We start from the raw sequence: 24,654 nt of genomic DNA, 5'->3' as shown, positions 1-24,654 counted from the left end.
CAGAACACCCAGCGAACCCCCACGACCCCCTGACCGAACGAGGAACAATGACGGTGTATTTGGATCATGCGGCGACCACGCCCATGCTCCCCGCGGCAATTCGAAGCTACGCCGACGCGATGGCGGTGGTCGGAAATCCGGCCTCGGTGCACAGCGCCGGCCAAAACGCGAAGCGGATGCTCGAGGAGGCTCGCGAGACCGTCGCCGCGAGCCTCGGCTGCGACCCGATCGAAGTGGTGTTCACCGGCAGCGGAACCGAATCGATCAACCTCGGTATCAAAGGGCTGTACTGGGCCCGCTCTGGTGCGCAGGCCCGTTCTGGTGCGCAGGCCCGCTCTGGCGTACAGGCCCTGGCGCCGCGCCGCCGTATCCTGGTTCCGGGCGGCGAGCACCACGCGACCCTCGACACCGTGGAGTGGCTCGAACGCCACGACGGTGCCGTCGTCGAGTGGATTCCCCTCGACGCCGTTGGCCGCATCGACCTCGTCGCCCTCGCGGCGGCGATCGAGCGTAACCCGGCCGATGTCGCCCTCGTCACCCTGATCATGGCCAACAACGAGGTCGGCACGCTGCAGCCGGTGGCGGAGGTCGCCGCGCTCGCGGCCGCCCACGGCATCCCGGTGCACGTCGACGCGGTCGCCGCCTACGGCTACGTGCCCGTCGACTTCAGGGCCCTCGCTGCCGCGGGCGTCTCGGCCCTGAGCGTCTCGGCGCACAAGGTCGGCGGCCCGGTCGGCATCGCCGCCCTCGTGCTGGGGCGCACAACCGTTGTCGAACCCCTCATCCACGGCGGCGGACAGCAGCGCAAGGTGCGCAGCGGAACCCAGGATGTCGCGGCCGCCGTCGCGTTCGCTGTCGCCGCCGGTGCGTTGGGCGCCGATCCGGCGGCCGAGACCGCACGCCTCGAGGCGCTGCGCGATCGGGTTGTGGCGGGGGTGACCGCCCTCGTGCCCGATGCGGTGCTGAATGGAGACCCGACAGCATCCGGTCGCCTGCCCGGCAACGCCCACTTCAGCTTTCCCGGCTGTGAGGGGGACTCGCTGCTCTTTCTGCTCGACGTGGCCGGGGTGTCGGTGTCGACCGGCTCTGCCTGCCAGGCCGGGGTTCCCGAACCGTCCCACGTGCTGCGGGCGATGGGTCGCACCGAGGTCGAGAGCCGTGGTGCCCTGCGCATCACGCTCGGCCACACGTCGACGGATGCCGACGTCGACGCCCTGCTCGCCGCCCTGCCGACCGCACACGCCCAGGCGGCCAGGGCCGGCATGGCCGACCGGGCGACCGGCGGCTGAGCCGGGCTGGTGCGCTCAGGCGGGCCGAGTACACTCGCACGGTGAAGGTTTTAGCAGCAATGAGTGGCGGTGTCGATTCCGCCGTGGCAGCCGCCCGCGCGGTCGAAGCAGGGCACGAGGTGGTCGGCGTGCATTTGGCGTTGAGCCGGATGCCGGGAACGCTCCGCACCGGAAGTCGCGGTTGCTGCACCGTCGAAGATTCGATGGATGCCCAGCGCGCCGCGAACATCATCGGCATCCCGTACTACGTCTGGGATTTCTCCGAGCGCTTCAAGCTCGATGTCGTTGACGACTTCATCGCCGAATACGCCGCCGGCCGCACCCCGAACCCCTGCATGCGCTGCAACGAGAAGATCAAGTTCGCCGCCCTGCTCGAAAAGGCCGTCGCCCTCGGCTTCGACGCCGTCTGCACCGGTCACTACGCGAGCATTCTGACGGATGCCGCCGGCAACAAAGAACTGCACCGCGCGAGCGCGGAGGCCAAGGACCAGTCCTACGTGCTGGGCGTGCTGACCGCCGACCAGATCGCACACTCGATGTTCCCGCTCGGCACCACGCCCTCGAAGACGCTCGTGCGAGCCGAGGCAGCCGCGCGGGGCTTCTCGGTGGCCAACAAGCCTGACTCCTACGACATCTGCTTCATTCCCGACGGCGACACCCGCGGCTGGCTCGGCGAGCGCGTCGCCCCGGCGACCGGCGACATCCTCGACCGTGAGGGCAACAAGCTCGGCACCCACGAGGGCGCCGTGGCGTTCACCGTCGGCCAGCGCAAGGGCCTCTCGATCGGCACCCCCGCCGCCGACGGCAAGCCGCGCTTCGTGCTCGAGGTACGCCCGGTGAGCAACACCGTCGTCGTCGGCCCCCGGGAAGCCCTCGCCGTGAAGGAGATCGCCGGCGACTCCTATACCTGGTCGGGTCTCGCGCCCGAGCACCCCGAGGTCGCATTCGCCTGCCACGTGCAGATTCGCGCGCACTCCGACCTCGAACCGGCCATCGCGCAGGTCGTCACCCGGCAAGACGGCGGTATCGAGTTCAAGATTCTGCCCGAGACGCCGCTCACCGGCGTCTCGCCCGGCCAGACCGCTGTCGTGTACATCGGTACCCGCGTGCTCGGCCAGTGCACCATCGACCGCACCGTCAGCGCCGTGCCGCTGGCAACAGACAGCGCAGCCACCGCCCCTCTCCTCTCGTCCGCGTCGGCCAGCCCCGCCACGGTCAATGCCTGACGCCGTCGAAGCAACAATCCCCGAATCGTCGGCCGCGAAGGCCACGAAAGCGACGACGCCGAGCGACCTGGCGGCGGCTTCGACCGAAGCCGCCGAACTCACCACGCGCATCCTCGAAGCGCGCGACGCCTACTTCGGGCAGAACACCACCGCTATCGACGACGCCGAGTACGATCGGCTCGTGCTGCGGCTCGCCGAACTCGAACGACTGCACCCCGAGCTGCAGAGTCAGGACAGCCCCACGCAGACCGTGGGCGGCCGTGCCGAAGCCACGCTCTTCGACCCGGTCACGCATGCCGAGCGCATGCTCAGCCTCGACAACGTGTTTTCCCGCGAAGAATTCGAGTCCTGGGCGCACAGGGCCGCCGAGAACTCCGGCCGGGCCGTGCATTTTCTGTGCGAACTGAAGATCGACGGGCTCGCCATCAACCTGCGCTACGCCGACGGGGTGCTCGTGTCGGCGGCCACCCGCGGCGACGGGGTGGTCGGTGAAGACGTCACCGAGAACATCGCTCTGGTGCCGGGAATCCCGGGGCGATTGGCCGATGCACCAGACGGCGCCGCGCATCCGTCGCTCATGGAGATACGCGGCGAGGTGTTCTTTCCCGTCGCCGCCTTCGACGAACTCAACGCGGCGCAGTCCGCGGCCGGCGAGCGCGTGTTCGCCAACGCCCGCAACGCGGCGGCCGGGTCGCTGCGGCAGAAGGCCGCCGGCAAGAACCCCGACCAGCTGCGCCTCATGCAGGCGCGCCTCGGGCGTCTGCGCATGCTCGTTCACGGCATTGGCGCCTGGCAGGACCCGCCGGTCGCGACGCAGTCCGAGGTGTATGGGCTGCTCAGTACCTGGGGTCTTCCAACCAGCCGCTACTTCAAGGTCACCACCTCGGTCGCCGAAGCGGCCGACTACATCGAGCATTACGGCGCCCACCGCGCGAGCGTCGAGCACGAACTCGACGGCATCGTCATCAAGATCGACGAGCTCGCCCTGCACGCCGAACTCGGCGCCACCAACCGGGCACCGCGCTGGGCGATCGCCTACAAGTACCCGCCCGAGCAGGTCAACACGAAGCTGCTCGACATCGTCGTGAGCGTCGGCCGCACCGGTCGCGCCACCCCGTTCGCCGTGATGGCCAAGGTACTCGTGGCCGGCAGCGAGGTGCGCCAGGCGACCCTGCACAATCAGGACGTCGTCAAGGCCAAGGGTGTTCTGATCGGCGACACCATCGTCTTGCGCAAGGCCGGCGATGTCATTCCCGAGGTGCTCGGCCCGGTCGTCGAACTGCGCGACGGCACCGAACGCGAGTTCGTGATGCCCGTCAACTGCCCGGAGTGCGGCACCCCGCTCGCCCCCGCCAAAGAGGGCGACATCGACCTGCGCTGCCCGAACGCGCGCAGCTGCCCCGCCCAGGTGCGCGGCCGGGTCGAGCACATCGGCAGCCGCGGCGGCCTTGACATCGAGGTGCTCGGTGAGGTCGCGGCCTCCGCGCTCACCCAGCCGACCGAGCCGGCCGACCCGCCGCTCGTGACCGAGTCGGGCCTGTTCGACCTCACCCTGGCTGACCTGCTTCCCATCCAGGTCATCGTGCGCGACGCCGAAACCGGCCTGCCCAAAGAGGACGACGACGGCGTTGCCAAGATTCGTATGCCGTTCCGCCGCAACCCGACCGCCGCCGAGAAGAAGGCCGGGCTGAGCGGGCCGCAGCCCTCCACGAGCGCCATCAAGCTGCTCGCCGAGATCGACAAGGCCAAGACCAAACCGCTCTGGCGCATTCTGGTATCGCTCAACATCCGTCACGTCGGCCCGGTCGCCGCGCGCGCCCTCGCCAACCATTTCGGTTCGCTCGACGCCATTCGCGCCGCGAGCCGCGACGAGCTCGCCGAGGTGGACGGCGTCGGCGGCATCATCGCCGACGCCGTGCTGGCCTGGTTCGAGGTCGACTGGCACGTAGACATCGTGACCCAGTGGGCCGCGGCCGGCGTGCAGTTCGCCACGCCCGGCCACCCCGGCCCCGGCGCGGCCGAGGCCGCCGGAGGAGTGCTGGCCGGCCTCACCGTCGTCGCGACCGGATCGCTCGAGGGGTTCACCCGCGAGGGCGCCCAGGAGGCCATCATCGCCGCTGGCGGCAAGAGCGCGTCGAGCGTCTCCAAGAAGACCCACTTCGTGGCCGCCGGCCCGGGCGCCGGGTCGAAGCTCGGCAAGGCCGCAGAACTCGGCATCCGCACTCTGAACGCCGACGAGTTTCGGCTGCTGCTCGAGGGCGGCCCCGACGCGCTTCCCCCGCTCGACGCCGACACGACCTCCGCCACAGCCGAATAGCCGCCCGACACAGGCGCCGCCAGCACACGCGCAGCTCCACCATGCCCTCCCGGCACGGCAGCGCAGCACCCGCGCAGCGGCGCAGCTCTCGCCCAGCGGCGCAGCTCCCGCGCAGCGGCGCAGCTCCCGCGCAGCGAACGACCCCACGCTCCCTACCGGGAGTTGCGCGGGTAGTACGCCGCTGCGCGGGAGGCGTGCCACCCGCGCAGCGGCGCAGCACCCGCGCAGCTCGACCCCGGCCTCCCGGCGGGGTGGCGCAGCATCCGCGCAGCGGCGCAGCACCCGCGCAGCGAACGACCTCACACCCCCTGCCGAGGAGCTGGGCCTGCGCATCCTGGACGCCGGCGAGTTTCGCCTGCTGGTCGAGACGGGCCCGATGCGCTGCCCACGCTCGACTCCGATATCGCTCCCGCCGAAGCCGAGTAGCCCCCGAGACCGGCGCCGTCCCAACTGCGCGCCTGGAAGCCCGTTTGTTGTCATCACGGCAGGCTCGATCCGGCGGCCGGCACGAAACACATGTGCCCGGATCCTGCACTCTCTCGTACTGATGCGCCCGAAAACTGCTCGTGCGGGCGGCAGAACGGACGCACGAGCAGCTTTGCGGCGCATGAGCGCCCAGCGCCGCACTTTTTACGTGCACCAGCAGCTTTCAGGCGCAGGACAGCACGCGCGTTTTCGGTGCACCAGCAGCTTTCCGGCGCGCGAGTGTCCCTCCGCCGCCGTGTGTCTGAGGCTTGTGGCGCGGCGTACGCCTGGCCCGCAGTATCCGCTGCCGGCCACCGCATCAGCAGTCGACGGATGCCGCGCACGGCCCCGCACACCCTGCGCGGCCCGCGCTCACGGCCGCCTCGTTTAGAATTGAGGTTCCCCACCAGTTCATTGGAGCAACATGTCTGCAATCACGGCCGAGCAGGTCGCCCATCTGGCGAACCTCGCCCGGATCGACCTCAGCCCGGAAGAGATCACGAACCTCACCATCGACCTCGGCCAGATCGTCGACTCCGTGGCCAAGGTGCAAGAGGTCGCGACCGCCGACGTGCCGGCGACCAGCCACCCGATGCCGCTGACCAATGTGTTCCGTGAAGACGTTGTCGTGCCCTCGCTTTCTGTCGAGCAGGCCCTGTCCGGAGCGCCCGCGCGCGCCGGCGATAAATTCCGGGTGCCCGCCATCCTGGACGAGGAGTAACCCATGACCGAACTCATCCGCCTCACCGCCGCCGAACTGAGCTCCCGCCTGCAAGCCGGCACGGTCAGCGCCGTCGAAGCCACCCAGGCCCACCTCGACCAGATCGTGGCCGTCGACACCGACCTGCACGCGTTCCTGCACGTCGCCGCGGATGCCGCCCTCGCCACCGCAGCCCGCATCGACGCCCGCCGCGCCGCCGGCGAGAAGCTCGGCCCGCTCGCCGGCGTGCCGATCGCCATCAAAGACGTGCTCACCACGCTCGACATGCCGACCACGGCCGGCTCCAAAATTCTCGAAGGCTGGGTGCCGCCCTACGACGCGACCGTCGTTGCGCGCCTGCGCGCCGCCGACCTGATCCCGCTCGGCAAGACCAACATGGACGAGTTCGCCATGGGTTCCTCCACCGAACACTCCGCTTACGGCGTGACCCGCAACCCCTGGGACCGCGACCGCATCCCCGGTGGCTCCGGCGGTGGCTCGGCCGCGGCCGTCGCCTCCTTCCAGGCGCCCCTCGCGCTCGGCAGCGACACCGGCGGCTCCATCCGCCAGCCCGCCGCCGTCACCGGCTCCGTCGGCGTCAAGCCCACCTACGGCGCGGTCTCCCGTTACGGCGCGATCGCCCTCGCCTCGAGCCTCGACCAGGTCGGCCCGGTCTCCCGCACGGTCTTCGACGCGGCCCTGCTGCACGACGTGATCGGCGGCCACGACCCCCTCGACTCGACCTCGCTGACGGATGCCTGGCCCTCCATGGCCGCGGCGGCCACCGCCGGCCTCGCCGACGGCGCCCTCAAGGGCGTGCGGGTCGGCGTCATCAAGGAGCTCTCCGGCTCCGGCTTCCAGGCCGGCGTCACCCAGCGCTTCACCGAGACGCTCGCGCTGCTCACCGCCGCCGGCGCCGAGATCACCGAGGTGTCCGCCCCGAACTTCGAGTACGCCGTCGCCGCGTACTATCTGATCCTCCCCGCCGAGGCCTCGAGCAACCTGGCCCGCTTCGACTCCGTGCGCTTCGGCATCCGCGTCGACCCCGCCGAGGGATCGCTCACGAGCGAGCACGTGATGGCCGCGACCCGCGAAGCCGGTTTCGGCCCCGAGGTCAAGCGCCGTATCATCCTCGGCACCTACGCCCTCAGCACCGGCTACTATGACGCCTACTACGGCAGCGCCCAGAAGGTGCGCACCCTCATCCAGCGCGACTTCGCCGCGGCATTCGAGAAGGTCGACATCCTCGTCTCGCCGAGCGCGCCGACCACGGCGTTCAAGTTCGGTGAGAAGCTCGAAGATCCGATGGCGATGTACCGCAGCGACATCACCACCATTCCGGCGAACCTCGCCGGGGTGCCCGGCATGAGCATCCCGATCGGGCTCGCCCCCGAAGACGGCCTGCCCGTCGGCCTGCAGATCATGGCGCCCGCGCGAGCGGATGCGCGCCTCTACACCTACGGCGCCGCCATCGAGCAGCTGCTCGAGGCGACCTGGGGTCACACCATGCTCGACCAGGCTCCGGCGCTCGCGCTGGCCACAACCGCAAAGGGAGCCATCTAATGGCCAAGCCCGAACTGATGGATTACGACAAGGCGCTCGAGCTGTTCGAGCCGGTGCTCGGCTTCGAGGTGCACGTCGAGCTCAACACCAAGACCAAGATGTTCTGCGGCTGCGCCAACGAATTCGGCTCCGGCGCCAACACGAACACCTGCCCGACCTGCCTCGGCCTGCCCGGTGGCCTGCCGCAGGTGAACCACAAGGCGATCGAATCCAGCATCCGTCTGGGCCTCGCCCTCGGCTGCGAGATCGCCGAGCACTCCCGCTTCGCCCGCAAGAACTACTTCTACCCCGACACGGCGAAGAACTTCCAGACCAGCCAGTACGACGACCCGATCTGCCACGACGGCTCGCTGACGATTGAACTCGAGAGCGGCCGCCTCGTCACCGTCGAGATCGAACGCGCGCACATGGAGGACGACGCCGGCAAGCTCACCCACATGGGCGGCTCCACCGGCCGCATCCAGGGCGCCGACTACTCGCTCGTCGACTACAACCGCGGCGGCGTGCCGCTGGTCGAGATCGTCACCCAGATGATCGAGGGCGCCGAACACGACGCCCCCGAGATCGGCCGCACCTACGTCGCCGGCATCCGCGAGATCGCCAAGGCGCTCGGCGTCTCCAACGCCCGGATGGAAGAGGGCAACGTGCGCTGCGACGCGAACGTGTCGCTGCGCCCGCGCGGCTCCAAGGTGCTCGGCACCCGCACCGAGACCAAGAACGTCAACTCGCTGCGCAGCGTCGAACGCGCCGTGCGCTACGAGATCCAGCGCCAGGCCGCCGTGCTTGCCGCCGGCGGCACCATCACGCAGGAGACCCGGCACTGGCACGAGGACACCGGCATCACGAGCGCCGGCCGCCCCAAGAGTGACGCCGACGACTACCGCTACTTTCCGGAACCCGACCTCGTGCCCATGGCGCCGTCGCGTGAATGGGTCGAAGAGCTGCGCCGGACACTGCCCGAGCCGCCCGCGGCCCGCCGCAAGCGCCTGCAGGCCGACTGGGGCTTCGCGAACCTGGAGTTCCAGGACGTCGTCAACTCCGACCTGATGGACGCCGTCGAAGCGACCGTCGCCGCCGGCGCATCCGCCCAGTCCGCCCGCAAGTGGTGGACCGGAGAGGTCGCCCGGCTCGCCAACGCGGCCGGTGTCGCCGCGGACTCCCTCGTGCAGCCCGCCCAGCTGGCCGCCCTCATCGCGCTCGTCGACGCCGGCACCCTCACCGACCGCCTGGCCCGCCAGGTGCTCGAGGGCGTCATCGCCGGCGAAGGCACCCCCGCCGAGGTCGTCGCCTCGCGCGGCCTCGCGGTCGTCTCCGACGACGGCGCGCTCATCGCCGCCATCGACGAAGCCCTCAGCAAGCAGCCCGACGTGCTCGCCAAGATTCGCGACGGCAAGCTGCAGGCCGCCGGCGCCGTCATCGGCGCGGTCATGAAGGCGATGCGCGGGCAAGCGGATGCCGCCCGCGTACGCGAGCTCGTTCTCGAACGCGCCGGAACGGCCGAGTCCGGAACGGTCGAGTAGGGAATGCGGATGCGGCGTGAACAGGGCCCCGATGGGGCCTCGGGCGGCGGTGTGCGTTTCGGCGTCGGCGTCCAAGTCATCGTGCGCCTCGACCGCACCCGGTTTCCCGACTCCCTGGCCGAGGATCCGGTCGGGGTAATCGTCGCACCGGGCGAGTTGACCGGCGCGGCGTTCTATGCGCCCACCACGCGTCGTGAAGCGATCTGGCAGGTGGAGTTCGAGGAGCCGTTCTACGGGCTCGACGGGTCGGGTCCGCACGATTCCGCCGTTGTGCCGCAGGGCCTGCTCGAGGCTGCGCCGAGCTCGGACCAGCCCGAGTCGTGAGTGACGTGACGACCCGCACGCCGAATGCCGCCGACATCCGTCGCTGGCGTCGGTATCTGGCCGACGAACAGGCCGAGGCCGCGGTGTACCGCGACCTCGCCGCACGGCGTGCGGGGGAGGAGCGCGAGATCTTGCTCGCCCTCGCCGACGCGGAGGGCCGTCACGAGCAACACTGGCGGGGCCTGCTCGGCGAGAGGGTCGGGGCTCCCAAGCGCGGGGCGCTGCACTCACGTTTTCTCGGGCTGCTGGCCCGTCGGTTTGGTTCGGTGTTCGTGCTCGCGCTCGCTCAGCGGGCGGAGTCACGCTCGCCCTACGACGGTGACCGCGACGCGACGAGTGCGATGGCCGCCGACGAGAGCATTCACGAGGAGGTCGTGCGCGGCCTCGCGGCGCGCGGGCGCAAACGCCTGTCGGGAACGTTTCGGGCGGCTGTCTTCGGCGTGAACGACGGACTCGTCAGCAACCTCGCCCTCGTGCTCGGCATCGGCGCGACCGGCGTCGCGCCGGCCACGATCCTCTTCACCGGACTCGCCGGGCTGCTCGCCGGGGCACTGTCGATGGGTGCGGGAGAGTACGTGTCGGTGCGGTCCCAGCGGGAGCTGCTCGAGGCATCCACCCCTAACCCCACTGACCGCACCGTGCTGGCCCACCTCGATCTGGCCGCCAACGAGCTCACCCTTGTCTACCGAGCCCGCGGAATGTCACCCGAGAAAGCCGAAGCCCATGCCCGTGAGGTGCTGCGCACCGTGGCCGTCGCGACCGGACCGGTCGAGGTGCGCGGCCGCGCGGCCGTGACCGTCGTCGACGAGCACGAGGCTATCGGCACCGGTATCGGCGCCGCTACCTCCAGTTTCTGCTTCTTTGCGTCGGGAGCGCTGCTGCCGGTGCTGCCGTACCTGTTCGGCATGACCGGCCTCGGTGCCATCGTCGTGGCCTCGCTGCTCGTGGGTGTCGCGCTGCTCGCGACCGGCGCCGTGGTCGGCCTGCTCTCGGGCGGTCCGCCGCTGGCACGCGCGATACGCCAGCTCATCATCGGACTGGGCGCCGCGGCTGTCACGTACCTGCTCGGTCTCGCGTTTGGCACCACCCTCGGCTAGTCCGCAGGAGGGCACGAAGGGGTTAGGGTCGCTGCATGGGCAGACAGGATGGCAGTGGGCGTCAGGTCACGACCACACCCGTTGACGACAGCACGGCCACCGTGCTGCACATCGATCTGGATGCCTTCTTCGTGTCGGTGGAGCTGCTCGACCACCCCGAATACGCCAATCAGCCCGTTGTCGTCGGCCACCGGTCCGGGCGCTCGGTCGTCACCGCGGCGAATTACATCGCCCGCGGCTACGGCGTGAACTCGGCCATGCCCATGGCCCTGGCCCTGCGGCGCTGCCCGAACGCCATCGTGCTCGAGCCGCATATGGGGGCCTACCAGCACTATTCGTCGAAGGTGATGGCGATCTTTGATGATTTCACGCCCCTCGTGGAGCGGCTCGGCATCGACGAGGCCTTTCTCGACGTGGCGGGTGCCCGGCGCCTGCACGGCTCACCGGCCGTGATCGGCGAACTCATTCGCGCCCGGGTACTCGCCGAGACCGGCCTGATCTGCTCCGTCGGCGCCGCGGCGACCAAGTTCGTCGCCAAACTCGCCTCCGGGTTGTCCAAACCCAACGGACTGCTCGTGATTCCGGCCGAGGACACGATCGGATTCCTGCATCCGCTGCCGGTCACCGCGCTCTGGGGCGTCGGCGCCGCGACCGAGGAAGCCCTCACCCGGCTCGGCCTGCGCACGATTGGCGACATTGCGAAGACCCCGCTCGTCACTCTGCAGGGCCGCATCGGCGACGCCGCCGGCCGCAAGCTGCACGACCTGGCGTGGGGACAGGACCCTCGAACGGTGACCGTGGAGCGCGAGGAGAAGAGCGTGGGCCGCGAGGTGACCTTCGAACACGACGTGACGGATGTCGCCCGGTTGCGCAGCGAGCTGCTGCGCCAGTGCGACGACGTCGCCGTGCGCCTGCGGCGGGCCGGTCTCGTGGGCCGAGCGGTGTCGCTCAAGCTGCGCTACACCGATTTCAGCACCGTGACGCGTTCGCGCACCCTCGCCGAACCCACCAACGTCGGCCGGCGCATCTATGAGGAGGCGGCGGTGAGCTTTGAGACTCTCGCGGCCCACGGCATCCGCGTGCGGTTGATCGGCGTGCGAGTGGAACAACTCAGCGACAGCGATGGCCAGGGACTCGCGCTCTGGGATCCCGACGACGATTGGCGCGAAGCCGAGAAGGCGGTGGACTCGGTCTCGGAGCGGTTCGGGCGCGGCGCCGTGCAGCCCGCCTCCCTGCTGCGTCCCCACCTGAACCGGCCCCACCCCAATCGGCCGGCACCGAGTCCGCCTGGCCCGAATGGCGCAGCCGGGGGGTAACCTGTGGGCATGACGAATCTTGCGCTCAAGCTTGCAGAAAATGCCCGTTCCGCTGGTGTTAAGACCGCCTACGGGGATCCCGTCGAAATCGACGGCACCACGATCATCCCGGTCGCCGTGAGCTATTACGGCTTCGGCGGGGGCGGCGACGCCGAGTCGGCCGATGGCATGGGCGGCGGCGGTGGCGGTGGCATGTCCGCGCCGATCGGCGCCTACCTCAAATCGGGAGGGCGGGTGCACTTCGAACCGAACCTGATTGCGCTGCTTGCTGTCGGAATCCCGTTCGTCTCGGCCACCGGCTGGGCGATCGCCCGCATCGTTCGCGCGCTCAAGAAGTAGGGCGGCGCCCGCCCCACGGCCAGTTCCGCGGCCAGTGCCACGGCCCGCACACCGGCAGGCCCGCTCTGATACGGCGACGGCGCAGCAGTACCACGCGCAGCAGCCACAGCATGAGCGCGACGAAAAGGATCACAAACGCCATGCTCGAAGTCTAGGTGTGTGGTGCGGCGACACATTCGTGCTGAGTGCGCTCCACTGGGGTTAGACTCCAAGAGAACACGGGAGTCCGGTGAACCGGGCTGAGAGGAAGCTTGAGGCTTCGACCGTCGAACCTGATCTGGATCATGCCAGCGCAGGGAGACTTCTCTAACCCGTGCCCTGTACTCACCTACGGAAAGGGCACGCACAGTGCACGCCACATCTACCCTGCTACAGAATTCCTCGCCATCGAACACGGCGAAGACCCCCCGTAACTTTCGCTGGCGGGTCGTCGATATTGTCGTCGCCAGCATCATCGGTGTCGCCAGTGGACTGATTTTCGTCGTCTGGAACCAGGCCTCCAACCCTCTTGGCGGACTGCTCACGCCGCTGCTTCCCGGACTGCAGGGACTGCTCGGCGGCGGTTGGCTCTTCGCCGGGGTACTCGGCGGGCTCATCATCCGCAAGCCAGGTGCGGCGCTCTACACCGAGCTGCTGGCCGCTGTGGTCTCGACCCTGATCGGCGGAAACGCCTGGGGTCCCCTCGTACTGGTCTCCGGCCTGACTCAGGGACTGGGCGCCGAGCTCGTCTTCGCTCTGTTCCTCTACGGCAACTACCGGGCCTATGTTGCGCTGCTCGCCGGCGCCGGCGCGGGAATCGCGCTGACGATCACCGATCTGCTGCTCTGGTACCCCGGTGCCTCGGCGACGTTCATGGCGATCTATCTGGCGGCATCGATCATTTCGGGGGTCGTCGTTGCCGGGCTGCTGTCCTGGCTGGCGCTCAAAGGAATCGCGCGCACCGGAGCGCTGAGCCGATTCGCGTCCGGGCGGGATGCCACGGCCGTCGTCTAGGCCGCCGCAACATGCCACCCGACACTGCACTATCCGGTCCCGTCGCGGGGGTGTCGATCGACGCCAACGGCTGGGGTTGGCGGCACGCCGGTCGCCGCGCCTGGGCCGTCTCCAACCTGGACCTGCGCATCGAGCCGGGAGAACGCGTGCTGTTGCTCGGTGCCTCCGGTTCGGGTAAGTCGACGCTCGTGCACGCCCTGGCCGGAGTTCTCGGGGGTGACGAAGAGGGAGAACACAGCGGCCGGCTGCTCATCGACGGAGGTGAACCCGGTCAGGCACGAGGCCGCGTCGGCCTGCTGCTGCAGGACCCCGATTCCCAGGTGATTCTGGCCAGGGTCGGCGACGACGTCGCCTTCGGCTGCGAGAACCTCGGGGTGCCCCGCGCCGAAATCTGGCGCCGCGTCGAGGCGTCCCTGCGCATGGTCGGCCTGAACCTGCCGCTGAACCACCCCACGTCGGCCCTGTCGGGCGGGCAGAAACAGCGACTCGCCCTCGCCGGGGTGCTCGCCATGCGCCCCGGCCTGCTGCTGCTCGACGAACCGACCGCGAATCTCGACCCGGAGGGTGTGCAGGAGGTGCGCGACTCCGTCGCCCGGGTGCTCGACCAATCCGAAGCGACCTTTCTCGTCATCGAGCACCGGGTGTCAATCTGGCAGGATCTCGTCAATCGCGTCGTCGTGCTCGACCGCAACGGGGGAGTGCTCGCCGACGGACCTCCCGGCGACGTGCTGGCGCGTCAGGGCGAACACCTCGCCGAGTCCGGGGTGTGGGTGCCCGGCGTTCCTCACGTGCTGCCCGACCGGCGACGCACGACCTCAACGTCGGAACCGCTGCTGCGCACCGACTCGCTCGCCATTGCCCGTTCCGCCGAGCGGGTGGTCGCCACCGGCATCGAACTTCAGATCAGATCGGGCACGGCCGTCGCCATCACCGGACCCAACGGTGCCGGCAAGTCCACGCTCGCGCTCACCCTGGCCGGCCTGCTCACACCGTCGTCAGGGCGGGTGGTGGCCAGTCGTGAGTTCGCACACCATGCCGCCGGGGACCCCATCCGCTGGAAGTCGCGGGATCTGCTCACCCGCATCGGAACGGTATTTCAAGACCCGGAGCATCAGCTCATCGCTCCCACCGTGCGCGCCGAACTGGCCGTGGGGCCCCGAGCTCTCGGGCTGACGGATGCCGTGATCACCTCCCGCGTCGACGAACTGCTGGGCCGCCTCCGGCTTGACCACCTCGCCGACGCGAACCCCTTCACGCTGTCAGGCGGCGAGAAACGCCGCCTGTCGGTCGGCACGGTACTCGCCACCCAGCCCGGCCTGCTCGTGCTCGACGAACCCACCTTCGGGCAGGACTTTCGCACCTGGCGGGAGATCGTGCGTCTTCTCGGGGAATTGATCGACGGTGGCACCGCGGTCGTCGCCGTGTCGCACGACGCGGACTTCGTCGCCGCGCTCGCCGACGAGGAATACCGTCTGCCGCACGTCGACCGCGCACCCGTGAAAGTGGCCAGCCGATGACGACGGTCGCCCCCGAACTGCCTCGTTCGGCCAGCGAGCGTCGCTCGGCCATTGCGGGCGTCAACCCAGTGGCCAAGCTGGGCGCCTCGCTGCTGCTGGCCCTGGTGCTCATACTCACCATCGACTGGGTGTCGGCGAGCGTGGCTCTGGCCTGTGAACTCGTGCTCTTCATGTGGGCCGGGCTCACCCTGAAGGTCTTCTTTGTGCGCACGGCACTGGTCTGGATCGCGGCCCCTGCTGCCGGGCTCACCACGTTGCTGTACGGCCAGGCGGCCGGCACGGTGCACTGGTCCTTCGGCCTCGTACTGGTCACGGACGGCTCCATCGAACTGGCCGTCGCGACGGTGCTGCGTGTCCTGGCGATCGGGTTACCCGCGGTGGTGCTCTTCATCACGATCGACCCGACCGACCTTGCCGACGGACTCGGGCAGGTCGCGAAGCTGCCGGCCCGGTTCGTGCTGGGCGGCCTCGCCGGACTGCGCATGGTCGGCCTGTTCCTCGACGACTGGCGAGCACTCGAACTCGCCCGCCGGGCTCGCGGTATCGGCGACTCTGGCGCCATCCGTCGCTTCTTCAATCAGGCCTTCGCGCTGCTCGTGCTGTCGATTCGGCGCGGCAGTAAACTCGCGACGGCGATGGAAGCCCGGGGTTTCGGGGCGCCAATTGAGCGCACCTGGGCCCGAGAATCCACCTTTGGACGCCGAGAATGGGCTCTCCTGACCGTCGGCCTCGCCATCGCGCTGCTCGCGGTGACGGTCTCGGTCGCGACGGGCCAGTGGAACTTTGTCCTCGCCTGATCGGCACATTGCCGATCCGCACATTGCCGATCCACACATTGCCGATCCGCACGTCGCCGCGGCGGCCCTCGCTGCCCCGGTGCTGCGCGCACTCACCGGATGCGGGCCGCACAGCGTGGTGCTCGTCGACGGACCGAGCGGGGCGGGCAAGAGCACCCTCGCCGACGTGCTCGTCGCGCACTGGCCCGGCACCGGGCCGCGCCCAACGCTCGTGCGTCTCGACGACATCTACCCGGGTTGGGCCGGACTTGACGCCGCCATCGACCAGCTCACCGAGCAGGTACTGCGCCCGCGCCGCCAGGGCGAACGCGCCGCCTGGCAGCGCTACGACTGGGACCGCGCAGAACCGGCGGAATGGCACGAAGTCGACCCGGGACATCCGCTCATCGTGGAGGGCTGTGGCGCCCTCGCGGCGGTCCATGCCGGGTTGAGCGACGTGCGCGTTTGGCTCACGGCCGACGATGCACTGCGCAAGCGGCGTGCGCTCGACCGTGACGGAGACCTGTTTCGCTCGCACTGGGACCAGTGGCAGGCCGATTGGGAGGCCTACCGTGCCCGTGAGACGCCCGAGCGGTGGGCGACGCACACACTGACCGCGAGTTAGCTGCGGCTCTCGATCAGGGCAGCGATGACCGGCCCGGGGTTTAAGAGCCGCCAGCCGGCACCGGGGTCACGGATCGTCGCGTCGAGTTCGAGTGGCGAGGAGACCGTGTTGCCGTCACCGGTGTGCACCCGTACCCGGCCGATCGTCTCACCCTTGCGGGACGTCGTGAACGGTTCGATGGAGACCTCGGGGTCACGTGTCGCTACGGCCTGCCAGCCGACCGCGGTCTTGGGCACGCCGACGACGGCAGACGCCGTCTCGCCCCACGCGGTATCGAACGAGGCGTAGGCGGCGCCTGCGGCCAGCAGGGGCAGTTCGGTGACTCCTGCCTGGGCGCTCTTCATCAGAGCCGTCACATCCGCCTCGAGCGTGTCTTCATCGGGTTCGCCCACGATGGCGCCGGCGAAGACGAAGGTTGACTCACCGCTGACGATGTTCGCCGTGAACAGCAGGCAGCGGCCCGCGGCGTCGGTGTAACTGTTCGAGATGCCGTTCACGCCCTCGTCGGACAGAAACGCGGTCTTGTTTTCGACGCCACGGCGCCCTGCCAGAGCGGATGCGGGGTGGGCGATGATGTCGGAGACGACCGGGTCGGTCGCGGCGAGGGCCGCGAGCCGGGCGAGATCGGTTCCCGTTCCCGCGCTCTGCTCGTCGAGCCCGGTGGCGTCGACCACGCGAGTGCCGCTGAAACCGGTGGCGGCGAGCCACTCGTTCGCGGCCTCGGCGTAGGCTGCCACCGAACCGAAGGCCCAGCTGGCCAGGGAATCGGCGTGGTTGTTGCTGGATCCCAGCAGCATGGCCTGCAGCATTTCGTGTTCGGTCCAGGTTTCGCCCTGGAAGACCGCCAGGCTGCGCGAACCCTGACCGGTGTAGTCGAGGTAAGACTGATAGTCGGCGGTGGAGAGCGTGATCGTGGGGCCGGCACCGTCGGTGACCGGCTTGGCATCGAGCACGACGAGCGCCGTGATGACCTTGGCGATTGAGGCCATCGGCAGCGCCTCGGCCGTGCCGCCGACCGCGATCGGAGCGACGGTCTCGGCGGTCTCGGCGGCGGCATCCGGGTCGGGCGTGGACTCGCTGCTGTCGGCGTCGGTGCTCGCCGGGCTCGTCACCCCGAGCGTCACGATGGCGCTCGCGCCGGCGGCCGGCAGCGCCGGCGGTGACACGGTCGACACGACGGCTTCGGGGGTGACGAGCGTCATCGTGGCCGCGGGCAGGGGGCCGAGCAGCGTCGCCGGGCCGTACACCCCGACACCCAGAATCACAATCGTGCCGGTCAGAATGCCGACAAACCGGCCGGGGCGAAATCTGCTCATGCGTTCAGGCTAGCCCGAACGAGGTCAGCCCCAGCCGAGTTCGTGCAGCCTGTCGTCATCAATGCCGTAGAAGTGGGCAATTTCGTGCACGAGCGTGACGTGCACTTCGTTGCGCAACTCGTCCAGATTCTCGCAGATGGCGAGCAGGGGCTCCCGGTAGAGAATGATGCGGTCGGGCATCTCGCCGAAGCCGTATTGATCCCGCTCGGTCAGGGCGACCCCGTCGTAGAGCCCTAGCGTGTCGAGGGTTCCATCTTCGGGACGGTCCTCGACGACGAAGATGATGTTGTCGAGCCCGTCGACCATGTCATCGGGCAGCAGGTCGAGCTCATCGACAACGAGGCGTTCGAATTCGGAAGTGTCAAGCTGCAGCATTCCTTCAGCATGTCACGCGCGGCGCCCGGGATCGACGACGAAAAAGCCCCGGCAGAGAACTGCCGGGGCTTCATATACATGGGGTGAGTAACGGGGATTGAACCCGCGACCTCCTGGACCACAACCAGGCGCTCTGCCAACTGAGCTATACCCACCATGTGCCGCCTCAGACTTACGAACGAGGGCAACTCATAGAGTCTATTACACCTGAGCGGTGAAGTTTGACACGACCGAGGCCGAGAGAGATTTTGCCTGGTCGCTCGTGGGGCCCGGTTCGGCGACAAACACCGTCTGGCGGTAGTAGGCAAGCTCGCGAATGGACTCGAGGATGTCGGCGAGCGCACGATGTCCACCGTCTTTAGGCGGCGCGTTGAAGTAGACGCGCGGGTACCAACGGCGGGCGAGTTCCTTGATGGAGGACACGTCGACGTTGCGGTAGTGCAGTCGAGTGTCGAGGCGCGGCATGTAGCGAGCCAGGAATCCGCGGTCCGTGCCGATCGAGTTGCCGGCGAGCGGAGCCTTATGCTCGGCCGGAATGAACCTCAGCAGGTACTCGAGCACCTGGAACTCGGCCTCCGCGGTGCTGACACCGTTCGGAAGCTCGTCGAGGAGTCCCGACGTCGTGTGCATGTTGAGCACGAAGTCGTTCATGTTTTCAAGAGCGGATGCGCTGGGCTTAATGATGATGTCGAGCCCGGGGTCGATGATGTTGAGGTCGAAGTCCGTCACCACGACGGCGATTTCGACCAATTCATCGACTTCCACGTTCAACCCGGTCATCTCGCAGTCAATCCACACCAACCGGTCAGTGCTATTTATCATGCTCCGAGTCTAACCGCGGGCACCGACGGTGGCGTCGGTCGGGGCTTTCGGCGGTGTTGCAGCTGAACCGTAGACTTGCTGCATGGAATTCTTGTTCTTCTCCTCCGCATTCTGCGAACCGTGCATGCAGACCCGTGCCGTATTGGCCCAGGTGAGCGCGCTCGTGCCGCAGGCGATCGTGCGCGAGCTCGACGTGGCGCACGACACGGAAGAGGCCGAGGCCAACGGCATCCGCAACACACCCACGGTCATTGTCAAGAATGCCGAGGGCACCGAGGTCTTTCGTGCCGCCGGTGTGCCGTCTGTGGCCCAGGTTCTCGTCGCGGCCGCCAAGGCGCTGTAGCCCCGCGGCGCAACGCGTCGCACGATTGCGGTGCCAGCGCCCGGGTTTGCTATCCTTGACGAGCGCCGTGAGCCCCCGTAGCTCAGTGGATAGAGCAGCGGCCTTCTAATCCGCTTGTCGTAGGTTCGATTCCTACCGGGGGCACCTGCGCAATTGCTACGCTGCAGTATGCGAGAACAACAGGCGCGAATCATCGCGGAACTCAATGTCTCACCCTCCATCGAACCGGCCGCAGAGATCCGCCGCCGGGTGCAGTTCCTCAAGGATTACCTGATCCGCACCGGGTCGAGTGGTCTGGTACTGGGTATCAGCGGTGGTCAGGATTCGTCCCTCGCCGGTCGGTTGTGCCAACTTGCGATCGACGAACTCGCCGCCGACGGACGCGCTCTGACCTTCATCGCGGTGCGGCTTCCGTATGCCGTGCAGCGGGACGAAGACGATGCCCAGCTCGCGCTGGGCTTCATCGCCCCACAGTCCTCCGTCGTGTTCAACATTGAGCGCGCGGTGCTCGGCTTCGAGGCCGAGTATGCGGACAGTGCGCACGAGCCCCTCAGCGATTTCACCAAGGGCAACGTGAAAGCGCGCTCACGCATGATCGCGCAGTATGCCCTCGCCGGTCAGAAGAATCTGCTGGTCGTGGGCACCGATCATGCCGCAGAGGCCGTGACCGGGTTTTTCACGAAGTATGGCGACGGCGGAACGGACATTCTTCCGCTGACCGGGCTCACCAAACGCCAGGGGCGGGCGCTGCTGATCGAACTCGGCGCCCCGGAACGGCTCTACCTCAAGGCCCCTACGGCCGACCTGCTCGACAACGATCCGGGCCAGACCGACGAAACCAACCTCGGGCTGTTCTACCAGCACATCGACGATTACCTCGAGGGGCTGCCGGTTGACGAGGCCATCGCCGAGACCATTGAAACTCGGTATCTGAACACCGAGCACAAACGCCGGGTACCGGCGTCGCTCTTCGACGACTGGTGGCAGTCAGCGCCCGTCACGGTCTGATCTGCCGCTGTGCACACAAGGGGCGATACTCCGGCGTGAACCGGGTATCGCCCCTGGGGTCGAGCGTGACGCAGAGGTTAGGGGCGCGTGAGTGGCTCCGAGCCGCGCACCTCGAGGGCGTTCACGTCATCGAGCAGCTGTTGGGTCTCCGTCGACGGGTTAGACGGGTTTGCCGGGTACGTCGACGGCAGCTGGCGCGCCGGAGTCGGCGCGAGCGGCGTGAACTCGGGGGCGGCGACAGGGGCGGTGTACTTGTCGTGGTGCTGCTGTGCGACCCAGGCGTCTTGTTCCGCGAGCACGGCCTTGTCCGAGCTGGAACTCTGCAGCTTCCACCGGTCGAGGTCGGCCTGAAAGACCTTGCGGGCTCGGTTCGGCTTGTTCTGCCAGTCGATGAGACGGTCACGAAACTCAATCAGCGCCGGCTCCAGCTGGTAGCCGAAGGTGGCCGAGGTGCGCTTGAGTTCGGCGAGCTGATTAGCCGCCCAGTTCGCCGCGATGCCGGAGCTCTTGACCGGCAGCAGGCGCAGTTGAATGTCGGCCTGTCCCACGGCACGGTCGCTCAGCACCTGTTCGGCCGGCGTCAGGGAGTTCCAGACGGATGCCTCGGTCGCCGCATCGATGAGTGTTCCGATCGCGGCAGCCTTGGTCTCGTGGTCACGCTGAGCCAGCACGCTCCGAACGGTTCCGCGGGAGATCCATGCGGCCAGCACGCTGCCCACGATGATCGCACAGATGAATACGACCGCGCTAAAGATCACGGGCTGGGCGTCGGCTCCAAAGAGCCAGTCTACGAAGTTCGTCAACGACTGCATGAGCGGCACATTACCTGCCCGTTCGGGCGATTCTTGGTACATTCTCGGCGTGCCATGACTTGTCCTCGCGAATCGTGATGCCGAGCCGCCAGCGCGCCACCGTCAGCGTGCTCTCGCCCGAGCGTTCAGCGAAAACAGTCACTCGCGTCTGAGAGGTGCCAGAATTCGCCGACTTCGCGCGTCAGGGTTCCGAAGACCAGCCGCCTGGCGGTAAAGCGGTCACCATTCGAGGTTGAGCGCCGTTCGACGTGCCCGAGGACCGTGCCGCTGCGGGCGGTCACCCGCCAGAGTCCGTCACGCACGGGAATGAGACTGATGCTGTGGGTCAGTTTCGTGGTCATGATTCCTCCGTCAATGGTCGGTGCGGGTGGTGGTTCTGTTTGTCTGCACGGTATCGGCACCCACCGACATTCTCAGCGCCCGACCGGTTGGGGCGGTTACGCTGAAACAATGCAAACTTTTGTGATCGCAGGTGGATGTTTCTGGTGTCTCGATGCCGTCTATCGGGTCTTGCGGGGGGTGAGCGACGTCGTCTCGGGGTACACCGGGGGCACGACGCCCAATCCGAACTACGAGTCGGTCTGCACCGGGCGTACCGGACACGCGGAGGCCGTCGCTGTCACCTTTGACCCCGAGGTCATTCCGGCGAGCGTGATTCTCGATGTGTTCTTCACCCTGCACGACCCGACGCAGCTGAACCGTCAGGGCGCCGACGTGGGCACCCAGTACCGTTCGGCCATGTACTACGCCGACGAGGAGCAGAGAAATCTGTTCGAGACCGCCCGCACCCGCGCCACCGAGTGGTGGGGCGCCGGTATCGTGACCACGATCGAACCACTCGGCGTCTACCACGATGCCGAGGACTACCACCAGGATTTCTTTGCCAAGAACCCCGGCCAGGGTTACTGCATGGCCGTCGCTCTGCCCAAGGTGAACAAAATTCGCAAGTCCTACTCGGAATACCTGATCAGCCAGTAATCGCCCTCCAGCGTTCGCGTGGAGGGACGATCCCTCCACAGGGCGCCCCGGCGAGCAACTCTGCCACCAAGCGGATGTTGCCCGCCCGGTGGGCTCGCGGCTGGTCGACACTCGAAGTGCGCAGCACATCGCCTGCGCACACCGCGAGTGTGGGGAGAGAACGATGATTGACAGCATCACCCTGACCGGGATTGTGGCCACTGACCCGCGCCACATTGTCACGACCGACGGCCTGGCTATCACAACCTTCCGGCTGGCCTCCGGACAGCGACGCTTCGACCGCGCCACGAACTCTTGGGTCGACGCCGGCACCAACTGGTACACCGTGTCGACCTTTCGACTGCTCGCGCGCAATGTGGCGCGGTCGGTTCAGAAGGGGCAGCACGTGATGCTGACGGGCAGGCTGCGGCTGCGGGACTGGAAAAGCGGCGACCGGTCGGGCATGACGATCGAGGTCGCGGCGGAGTCGCTCGGCCACGACCTCAACTGGTGCATGACGACCGCGATCCGCACGGGGATGACCGCGCAGACGCCGCCGAACTCCGGTACCGCCCTCAACCCGGGCCGGGTCGTGGATTCTGATTCCGGTTCAGAGTCCGACGAAGCGGTCGACCGTGCACCGGAACCCGCTGTGCCGGCACCCTTCGGTGCTTCGGCGCTGGCCCCCGTAGACTTCTAGGGTCGGCACGACTGTGCCCACGGGGAGGAACTACGCGTGCGTCGGAACGTTTCCAGCAGGCCAGTGGCCGCGGTCGGCAGCGATCCCGGAAAGATGGTGCGGGCCGTCACCACCACTCTCAGCGTGGGCGTCGCCCTGGGGCTGAGTCTGACACTCGCCGCGTGCACGAACAGCGCGCCGGCCCCGACCGAGGCGCCCGCGGTGACCGAGTCTGCGAGCCCGACCGCGACAGCCGCCCCGGCGCTCGTGCTGGATCCCGACGCCAGCGCCGCCGCTAACTTGGCGTACTTCGATTCGGTTGCGTCGGCCGTGACCGCGATCGACGGGCGGTCGTATGTTGACGCACTCACCGCGGCCGGTTTCGACAAGACCCAGATGGAGGTCACCTTTGATCGCACCGAGGTCGACCTGGCCGCGGACACGATTCAATTCGCCGTGCGCTTCAACGGGGAATGCCTGCTCGGACAGAACGGACCGGCAAGCGGCGGCTATCACAGCGCGGTCACCGCCCCCCTCGCTTCGGGCACGTGTCTCGTGGGCACCACCCGTTCAATAGACTGGTAAGCACTATGGCCGAATTTATTTACTCAATGGTCCGTGCCCGCAAGGCAATCGGCGAAAAACTCATCCTCGACGACGTCACCATGTCGTTCTTCCCCGGCGCCAAGATTGGCGTTGTCGGGCCGAACGGCGCGGGAAAATCCACGATCCTCAAGATCATGGCCGGCCTCGATACACCGAGCAACGGTGAAGCCCGCCTGTCGCCCGGCTACAGCGTCGGCATCCTCATGCAGGAACCGCAGCTCGACGAGACCAAGACGGTGCTGGAAAACGTGCAGGAGGGCGTCGGCCCGATCAAGGCCAAGGTCGATCGTTTCAATGAGATCAGCCTCGCCCTGGCCGAGCCCGACGCCGACTTCGATGCTCTGCTCGAAGAGATGGGTGTTCTTCAGGAGGCCATTGACGCCGCCGATGCCTGGGACCTCGACTCCCAGCTTGAGCAGGCGATGGACGCGCTGCGCACACCGCCGGGAGACTACTCCGTCGCCAACCTGTCGGGTGGTGAGAAGCGCCGCGTGGCGCTGACCAAGCTGCTGCTGCAGAAGCCCGACCTGCTGCTGCTCGACGAGCCCACTAACCACCTCGATGCCGAGAGCGTGCTGTGGCTCGAGCAGCACCTCGCCAAGTACCCGGGCGCCGTGCTCGCCGTCACCCACGACCGGTACTTTCTCGATCACGTCGCCGAGTGGATCGCCGAAATCGACCGAGGTCACCTGTACCCCTACGAGGGCAACTACTCGACCTACCTCGAGAAGAAGCAGGAGCGTCTGCTCGTGCAGGGCAAGAAAGACGCCAAGCTCAGCCGTCGGCTCGCCGACGAGCTCGAGTGGGTGCGCTCCAACGCCAAGGGCCGTCAGGTCAAGTCGAAGGCGCGCCTGGCCCGTTACGAAGAGATGGTCACCGCGGCCGAAAGTACGCGCAAGCTCGACTTCGAAGAGATTCAGATTCCGGTCGGCCCGCGCCTCGGAGCCCAGGTCATCGACGCCACGAAGCTCGAGAAGGGCTTCGACGGTCGCCTGCTGATCAACAACCTGAGCTTCACCCTGCCCCGCAACGGTATCGTCGGCATCATCGGCCCGAACGGTGTCGGTAAGACGACACTGTTCAAGACGATTGTCGGCAAGGAGCCGCTTGACGGCGGCGAGCTGCGCATCGGTGAGACGGTCGACATCTCCTACGTCGACCAAGACCGCGGCGGCATCGACCCGAACAAGACCCTCTGGGAAGTCGTGTCCGACGGGCAGGACTACATTCAGGTCGGCCGCACCGAGATTCCCTCGCGCGCGTACGTGTCGACGTTCGGCTTCAAGGGCCCCGACCAGCAGAAGAAGGCTGGCGTGCTCTCCGGTGGAGAGCGCAACCGCCTCAACCTCGCGCTCACGCTGAAGCAGGGCGGCAACCTGTTGCTGCTCGACGAGCCCACTAACGACCTCGACGTCGAAACCCTGGGTTCGCTCGAAAATGCCCTGCTCGAGTTTCCCGGCTGTGCCGTGGTCATCACTCACGACCGGTGGTTTCTCGACCGCGTCGCCACGCACATCCTCTCCTACGAGGGAACGGATGCCGACCCGGCCAACTGGTACTGGTTTGAGGGCAACTTCGAGTCGTACGAGCAGAACAAGATCGAGCGCCTCGGCCCCGACGCGGCGAAGCCGCACCGGTCCGCGTATCGCAAGCTCACCCGGGACTAGGC

25 protein-coding genes, 2 tRNA genes and 1 riboswitch are annotated in these 24,654 nt (G+C 67.9%); of the genes, 21 read left to right on the top strand and 6 right to left on the bottom strand.

The annotated features are described in order from the left end of the window. Positions 1-47: 47 nt before the first annotated feature. The 14 genes from E3T55_RS01995 (at position 48) to E3T55_RS01930 (ending at position 16,067) form a co-directional block, all read left to right on the top strand. Positions 48-1,289: a cysteine desulfurase family protein gene (locus E3T55_RS01995; RefSeq protein ID WP_134517894.1), complete on the top strand. Its 1,242-nt coding sequence runs from the start codon at positions 48-50 to the stop codon at positions 1,287-1,289. Positions 1,290-1,330: 41 nt separating this feature from the next. Further along, positions 1,331-2,515 (top strand): tRNA 2-thiouridine(34) synthase MnmA, encoded by a 1,185-nt coding sequence (mnmA, locus tag E3T55_RS01990; RefSeq protein WP_198418492.1) that lies wholly within the window; start codon positions 1,331-1,333, stop codon positions 2,513-2,515. Beyond that, the gene (gene ligA, locus E3T55_RS01985) at positions 2,508-4,832 is read left to right on the top strand and encodes an NAD-dependent DNA ligase LigA (protein ID WP_134517893.1); all 2,325 of its coding nucleotides are present in this window, start codon (positions 2,508-2,510) and stop codon (positions 4,830-4,832) included. The genes mnmA and ligA overlap by 8 nt, the downstream gene beginning before the upstream one ends. 889 nt (positions 4,833-5,721) lie before the next feature. After that, positions 5,722-6,018, top strand: coding sequence for an Asp-tRNA(Asn)/Glu-tRNA(Gln) amidotransferase subunit GatC (gatC, locus tag E3T55_RS01980; RefSeq protein ID WP_134517892.1), 297 nt, complete (start codon positions 5,722-5,724; stop codon positions 6,016-6,018). A 3-nt stretch (positions 6,019-6,021) separates the two neighbouring features. Continuing rightward, a complete protein-coding gene (gatA, locus tag E3T55_RS01975) occupies positions 6,022-7,560 on the top strand; it encodes an Asp-tRNA(Asn)/Glu-tRNA(Gln) amidotransferase subunit GatA (protein ID WP_134517891.1) in 1,539 nt (512 codons plus the stop codon). Continuing rightward, the gene (gene gatB / locus E3T55_RS01970) at positions 7,560-9,080 is read left to right on the top strand and encodes an Asp-tRNA(Asn)/Glu-tRNA(Gln) amidotransferase subunit GatB (RefSeq protein WP_134517890.1); all 1,521 of its coding nucleotides are present in this window, start codon (positions 7,560-7,562) and stop codon (positions 9,078-9,080) included. Before gatA ends, gatB begins: the two co-directional genes overlap by 1 nt. Before the next feature lie 9 nt (positions 9,081-9,089). Further along, positions 9,090-9,404 (top strand): hypothetical protein, encoded by a 315-nt coding sequence (locus tag E3T55_RS01965; protein ID WP_134517889.1) that lies wholly within the window; start codon positions 9,090-9,092, stop codon positions 9,402-9,404. Then, a complete protein-coding gene (locus tag E3T55_RS01960; RefSeq protein WP_241992790.1) occupies positions 9,401-10,501 on the top strand; it encodes a VIT1/CCC1 transporter family protein in 1,101 nt (366 codons plus the stop codon). Before E3T55_RS01965 ends, E3T55_RS01960 begins: the two co-directional genes overlap by 4 nt. 35 nt (positions 10,502-10,536) lie before the next feature. Then, complete coding sequence (gene dinB / locus E3T55_RS01955; protein WP_134517888.1) at positions 10,537-11,817, top strand: DNA polymerase IV; 1,281 nt, start codon at positions 10,537-10,539, stop codon at positions 11,815-11,817. Positions 11,818-11,826: 9 nt separating this feature from the next. Then, positions 11,827-12,156, top strand: a complete 330-nt coding sequence (locus E3T55_RS01950; protein WP_134517887.1) for a hypothetical protein — start codon at positions 11,827-11,829, stop codon at positions 12,154-12,156. A gap of 208 nt (positions 12,157-12,364) precedes the next feature. Further along, positions 12,365-12,472: riboswitch (TPP riboswitch) on the top strand. Positions 12,473-12,504: 32 nt separating this feature from the next. Next, positions 12,505-13,149: an ECF transporter S component gene (locus tag E3T55_RS01945; protein WP_198418491.1), complete on the top strand. Its 645-nt coding sequence runs from the start codon at positions 12,505-12,507 to the stop codon at positions 13,147-13,149. An 11-nt stretch (positions 13,150-13,160) separates the two neighbouring features. Continuing rightward, complete coding sequence (locus E3T55_RS01940) at positions 13,161-14,666, top strand: ABC transporter ATP-binding protein (RefSeq protein WP_134517886.1); 1,506 nt, start codon at positions 13,161-13,163, stop codon at positions 14,664-14,666. Continuing rightward, positions 14,663-15,463, top strand: coding sequence for an energy-coupling factor transporter transmembrane component T family protein (locus E3T55_RS01935; RefSeq protein ID WP_134517885.1), 801 nt, complete (start codon positions 14,663-14,665; stop codon positions 15,461-15,463). The genes E3T55_RS01940 and E3T55_RS01935 overlap by 4 nt, the downstream gene beginning before the upstream one ends. Further along, positions 15,450-16,067, top strand: coding sequence for an AAA family ATPase (locus E3T55_RS01930; protein WP_241992789.1), 618 nt, complete (start codon positions 15,450-15,452; stop codon positions 16,065-16,067). The genes E3T55_RS01935 and E3T55_RS01930 overlap by 14 nt, the downstream gene beginning before the upstream one ends. Here E3T55_RS01930 and E3T55_RS01925 read toward each other — a convergent pair. The 4 genes from E3T55_RS01925 to orn form a co-directional block, all read right to left on the bottom strand. Beyond that, on the bottom strand, positions 16,064-17,383 hold the full coding sequence (locus tag E3T55_RS01925) for a D-alanyl-D-alanine carboxypeptidase family protein (protein ID WP_134517884.1): 1,320 nt from the start codon (positions 17,381-17,383) through the stop codon (positions 16,064-16,066). The two genes, E3T55_RS01930 and E3T55_RS01925, sit on opposite strands and share 4 nt — an antisense overlap. Positions 17,384-17,407: 24 nt before the next feature. Beyond that, entirely contained in the window at positions 17,408-17,758 is a 351-nt protein-coding gene (locus E3T55_RS01920) for a metallopeptidase family protein (protein ID WP_134517883.1), read from the bottom strand. A gap of 79 nt (positions 17,759-17,837) precedes the next feature. Then, positions 17,838-17,913 (bottom strand) — tRNA-His (locus tag E3T55_RS01915). Between the two features lie 46 nt (positions 17,914-17,959). Next, positions 17,960-18,580, bottom strand: coding sequence for an oligoribonuclease (gene orn / locus E3T55_RS01910; protein ID WP_134517882.1), 621 nt, complete (start codon positions 18,578-18,580; stop codon positions 17,960-17,962). Positions 18,581-18,662: 82 nt separating this feature from the next. Here orn and E3T55_RS01905 point away from each other — a divergent pair, with 82 nt between their 5' ends. The 3 genes from E3T55_RS01905 to nadE all read left to right on the top strand — a co-directional run bounded on the left by E3T55_RS01905 (position 18,663) and on the right by nadE (position 19,931). Then, complete coding sequence (locus tag E3T55_RS01905; protein WP_134517881.1) at positions 18,663-18,923, top strand: thioredoxin family protein; 261 nt, start codon at positions 18,663-18,665, stop codon at positions 18,921-18,923. 71 nt (positions 18,924-18,994) lie between these two features. Then, positions 18,995-19,067 (top strand) — tRNA-Arg (locus E3T55_RS01900). Between the two features lie 24 nt (positions 19,068-19,091). Then, positions 19,092-19,931, top strand: coding sequence for an ammonia-dependent NAD(+) synthetase (gene nadE / locus E3T55_RS01895; RefSeq protein ID WP_134517880.1), 840 nt, complete (start codon positions 19,092-19,094; stop codon positions 19,929-19,931). A 77-nt stretch (positions 19,932-20,008) separates the two neighbouring features. Here nadE and E3T55_RS01890 read toward each other — a convergent pair whose 3' ends face one another. Both E3T55_RS01890 and E3T55_RS01885 read right to left on the bottom strand, forming a co-directional pair. Continuing rightward, the gene (locus tag E3T55_RS01890; protein WP_134517879.1) at positions 20,009-20,743 is read right to left on the bottom strand and encodes a hypothetical protein; all 735 of its coding nucleotides are present in this window, start codon (positions 20,741-20,743) and stop codon (positions 20,009-20,011) included. 125 nt (positions 20,744-20,868) lie between these two features. Then, the gene (locus tag E3T55_RS01885; protein WP_134517878.1) at positions 20,869-21,084 is read right to left on the bottom strand and encodes a hypothetical protein; all 216 of its coding nucleotides are present in this window, start codon (positions 21,082-21,084) and stop codon (positions 20,869-20,871) included. A 109-nt stretch (positions 21,085-21,193) separates the two neighbouring features. On the opposite strand from E3T55_RS01885, the gene msrA reads away from it, so the two are divergent. From msrA to ettA, 4 genes are all read left to right on the top strand, one after another. Further along, on the top strand, positions 21,194-21,721 hold the full coding sequence (msrA, locus tag E3T55_RS01880; RefSeq protein WP_134517877.1) for a peptide-methionine (S)-S-oxide reductase MsrA: 528 nt from the start codon (positions 21,194-21,196) through the stop codon (positions 21,719-21,721). A 163-nt stretch (positions 21,722-21,884) separates the two neighbouring features. Next, entirely contained in the window at positions 21,885-22,400 is a 516-nt protein-coding gene (locus E3T55_RS01875; protein WP_134517876.1) for a single-stranded DNA-binding protein, read from the top strand. 36 nt (positions 22,401-22,436) lie between these two features. Then, positions 22,437-22,964 (top strand): DUF6993 domain-containing protein, encoded by a 528-nt coding sequence (locus tag E3T55_RS01870; protein ID WP_241992788.1) that lies wholly within the window; start codon positions 22,437-22,439, stop codon positions 22,962-22,964. Positions 22,965-22,969: 5 nt separating this feature from the next. Then, positions 22,970-24,652, top strand: a complete 1,683-nt coding sequence (gene ettA / locus E3T55_RS01865; protein WP_134517875.1) for an energy-dependent translational throttle protein EttA — start codon at positions 22,970-22,972, stop codon at positions 24,650-24,652. Positions 24,653-24,654 lie beyond the last annotated feature (2 nt).

Source organism: Cryobacterium frigoriphilum (assembly GCF_004403305.1).
Classification (GTDB): Bacteria; Actinomycetota; Actinomycetes; order Actinomycetales; family Microbacteriaceae; genus Cryobacterium; species Cryobacterium frigoriphilum.
Note: the sequence above shows the minus strand (reverse complement) of the source record. Positions and strands in the feature narration are given on the sequence as shown.

Bases quoted from the DNA above. Each gene is read 5' to 3' on its own strand.
- gatC (WP_134517892.1), top strand. From the start codon at position 5,722: ATGTCTGCAATCACGGCCGAGCAGGTCGCCCATCTGGCGAACCTCGCC.
- nadE (WP_134517880.1), top strand. From the start codon at position 19,092: ATGCGAGAACAACAGGCGCGAATCATCGCGGAACTCAATGTCTCACCC.
- msrA (WP_134517877.1), top strand. From the start codon at position 21,194: ATGCAAACTTTTGTGATCGCAGGTGGATGTTTCTGGTGTCTCGATGCC.
- E3T55_RS01935 (WP_134517885.1), top strand. From the start codon at position 14,663: ATGACGACGGTCGCCCCCGAACTGCCTCGTTCGGCCAGCGAGCGTCGC.
- E3T55_RS01950 (WP_134517887.1), top strand. From the start codon at position 11,827: ATGACGAATCTTGCGCTCAAGCTTGCAGAAAATGCCCGTTCCGCTGGT.
- E3T55_RS01905 (WP_134517881.1), top strand. From the start codon at position 18,663: ATGGAATTCTTGTTCTTCTCCTCCGCATTCTGCGAACCGTGCATGCAG.
- E3T55_RS01875 (WP_134517876.1), top strand. From the start codon at position 21,885: ATGATTGACAGCATCACCCTGACCGGGATTGTGGCCACTGACCCGCGC.
- ligA (WP_134517893.1), top strand. From the start codon at position 2,508: ATGCCTGACGCCGTCGAAGCAACAATCCCCGAATCGTCGGCCGCGAAG.
- E3T55_RS01995 (WP_134517894.1), top strand. From the start codon at position 48: ATGACGGTGTATTTGGATCATGCGGCGACCACGCCCATGCTCCCCGCG.
- gatA (WP_134517891.1), top strand. From the start codon at position 6,022: ATGACCGAACTCATCCGCCTCACCGCCGCCGAACTGAGCTCCCGCCTG.
- E3T55_RS01890 (WP_134517879.1), bottom strand. From the start codon at position 20,743: ATGCAGTCGTTGACGAACTTCGTAGACTGGCTCTTTGGAGCCGACGCC.
- E3T55_RS01925 (WP_134517884.1), bottom strand. From the start codon at position 17,383: ATGAGCAGATTTCGCCCCGGCCGGTTTGTCGGCATTCTGACCGGCACG.
- dinB (WP_134517888.1), top strand. From the start codon at position 10,537: ATGGGCAGACAGGATGGCAGTGGGCGTCAGGTCACGACCACACCCGTT.
- E3T55_RS01920 (WP_134517883.1), bottom strand. From the start codon at position 17,758: ATGCTGCAGCTTGACACTTCCGAATTCGAACGCCTCGTTGTCGATGAG.
- gatB (WP_134517890.1), top strand. From the start codon at position 7,560: ATGGCCAAGCCCGAACTGATGGATTACGACAAGGCGCTCGAGCTGTTC.
- E3T55_RS01885 (WP_134517878.1), bottom strand. From the start codon at position 21,084: ATGACCACGAAACTGACCCACAGCATCAGTCTCATTCCCGTGCGTGAC.
- orn (WP_134517882.1), bottom strand. From the start codon at position 18,580: ATGATAAATAGCACTGACCGGTTGGTGTGGATTGACTGCGAGATGACC.
- ettA (WP_134517875.1), top strand. From the start codon at position 22,970: ATGGCCGAATTTATTTACTCAATGGTCCGTGCCCGCAAGGCAATCGGC.
- E3T55_RS01965 (WP_134517889.1), top strand. From the start codon at position 9,090: ATGCGGCGTGAACAGGGCCCCGATGGGGCCTCGGGCGGCGGTGTGCGT.
- E3T55_RS01940 (WP_134517886.1), top strand. From the start codon at position 13,161: ATGCCACCCGACACTGCACTATCCGGTCCCGTCGCGGGGGTGTCGATC.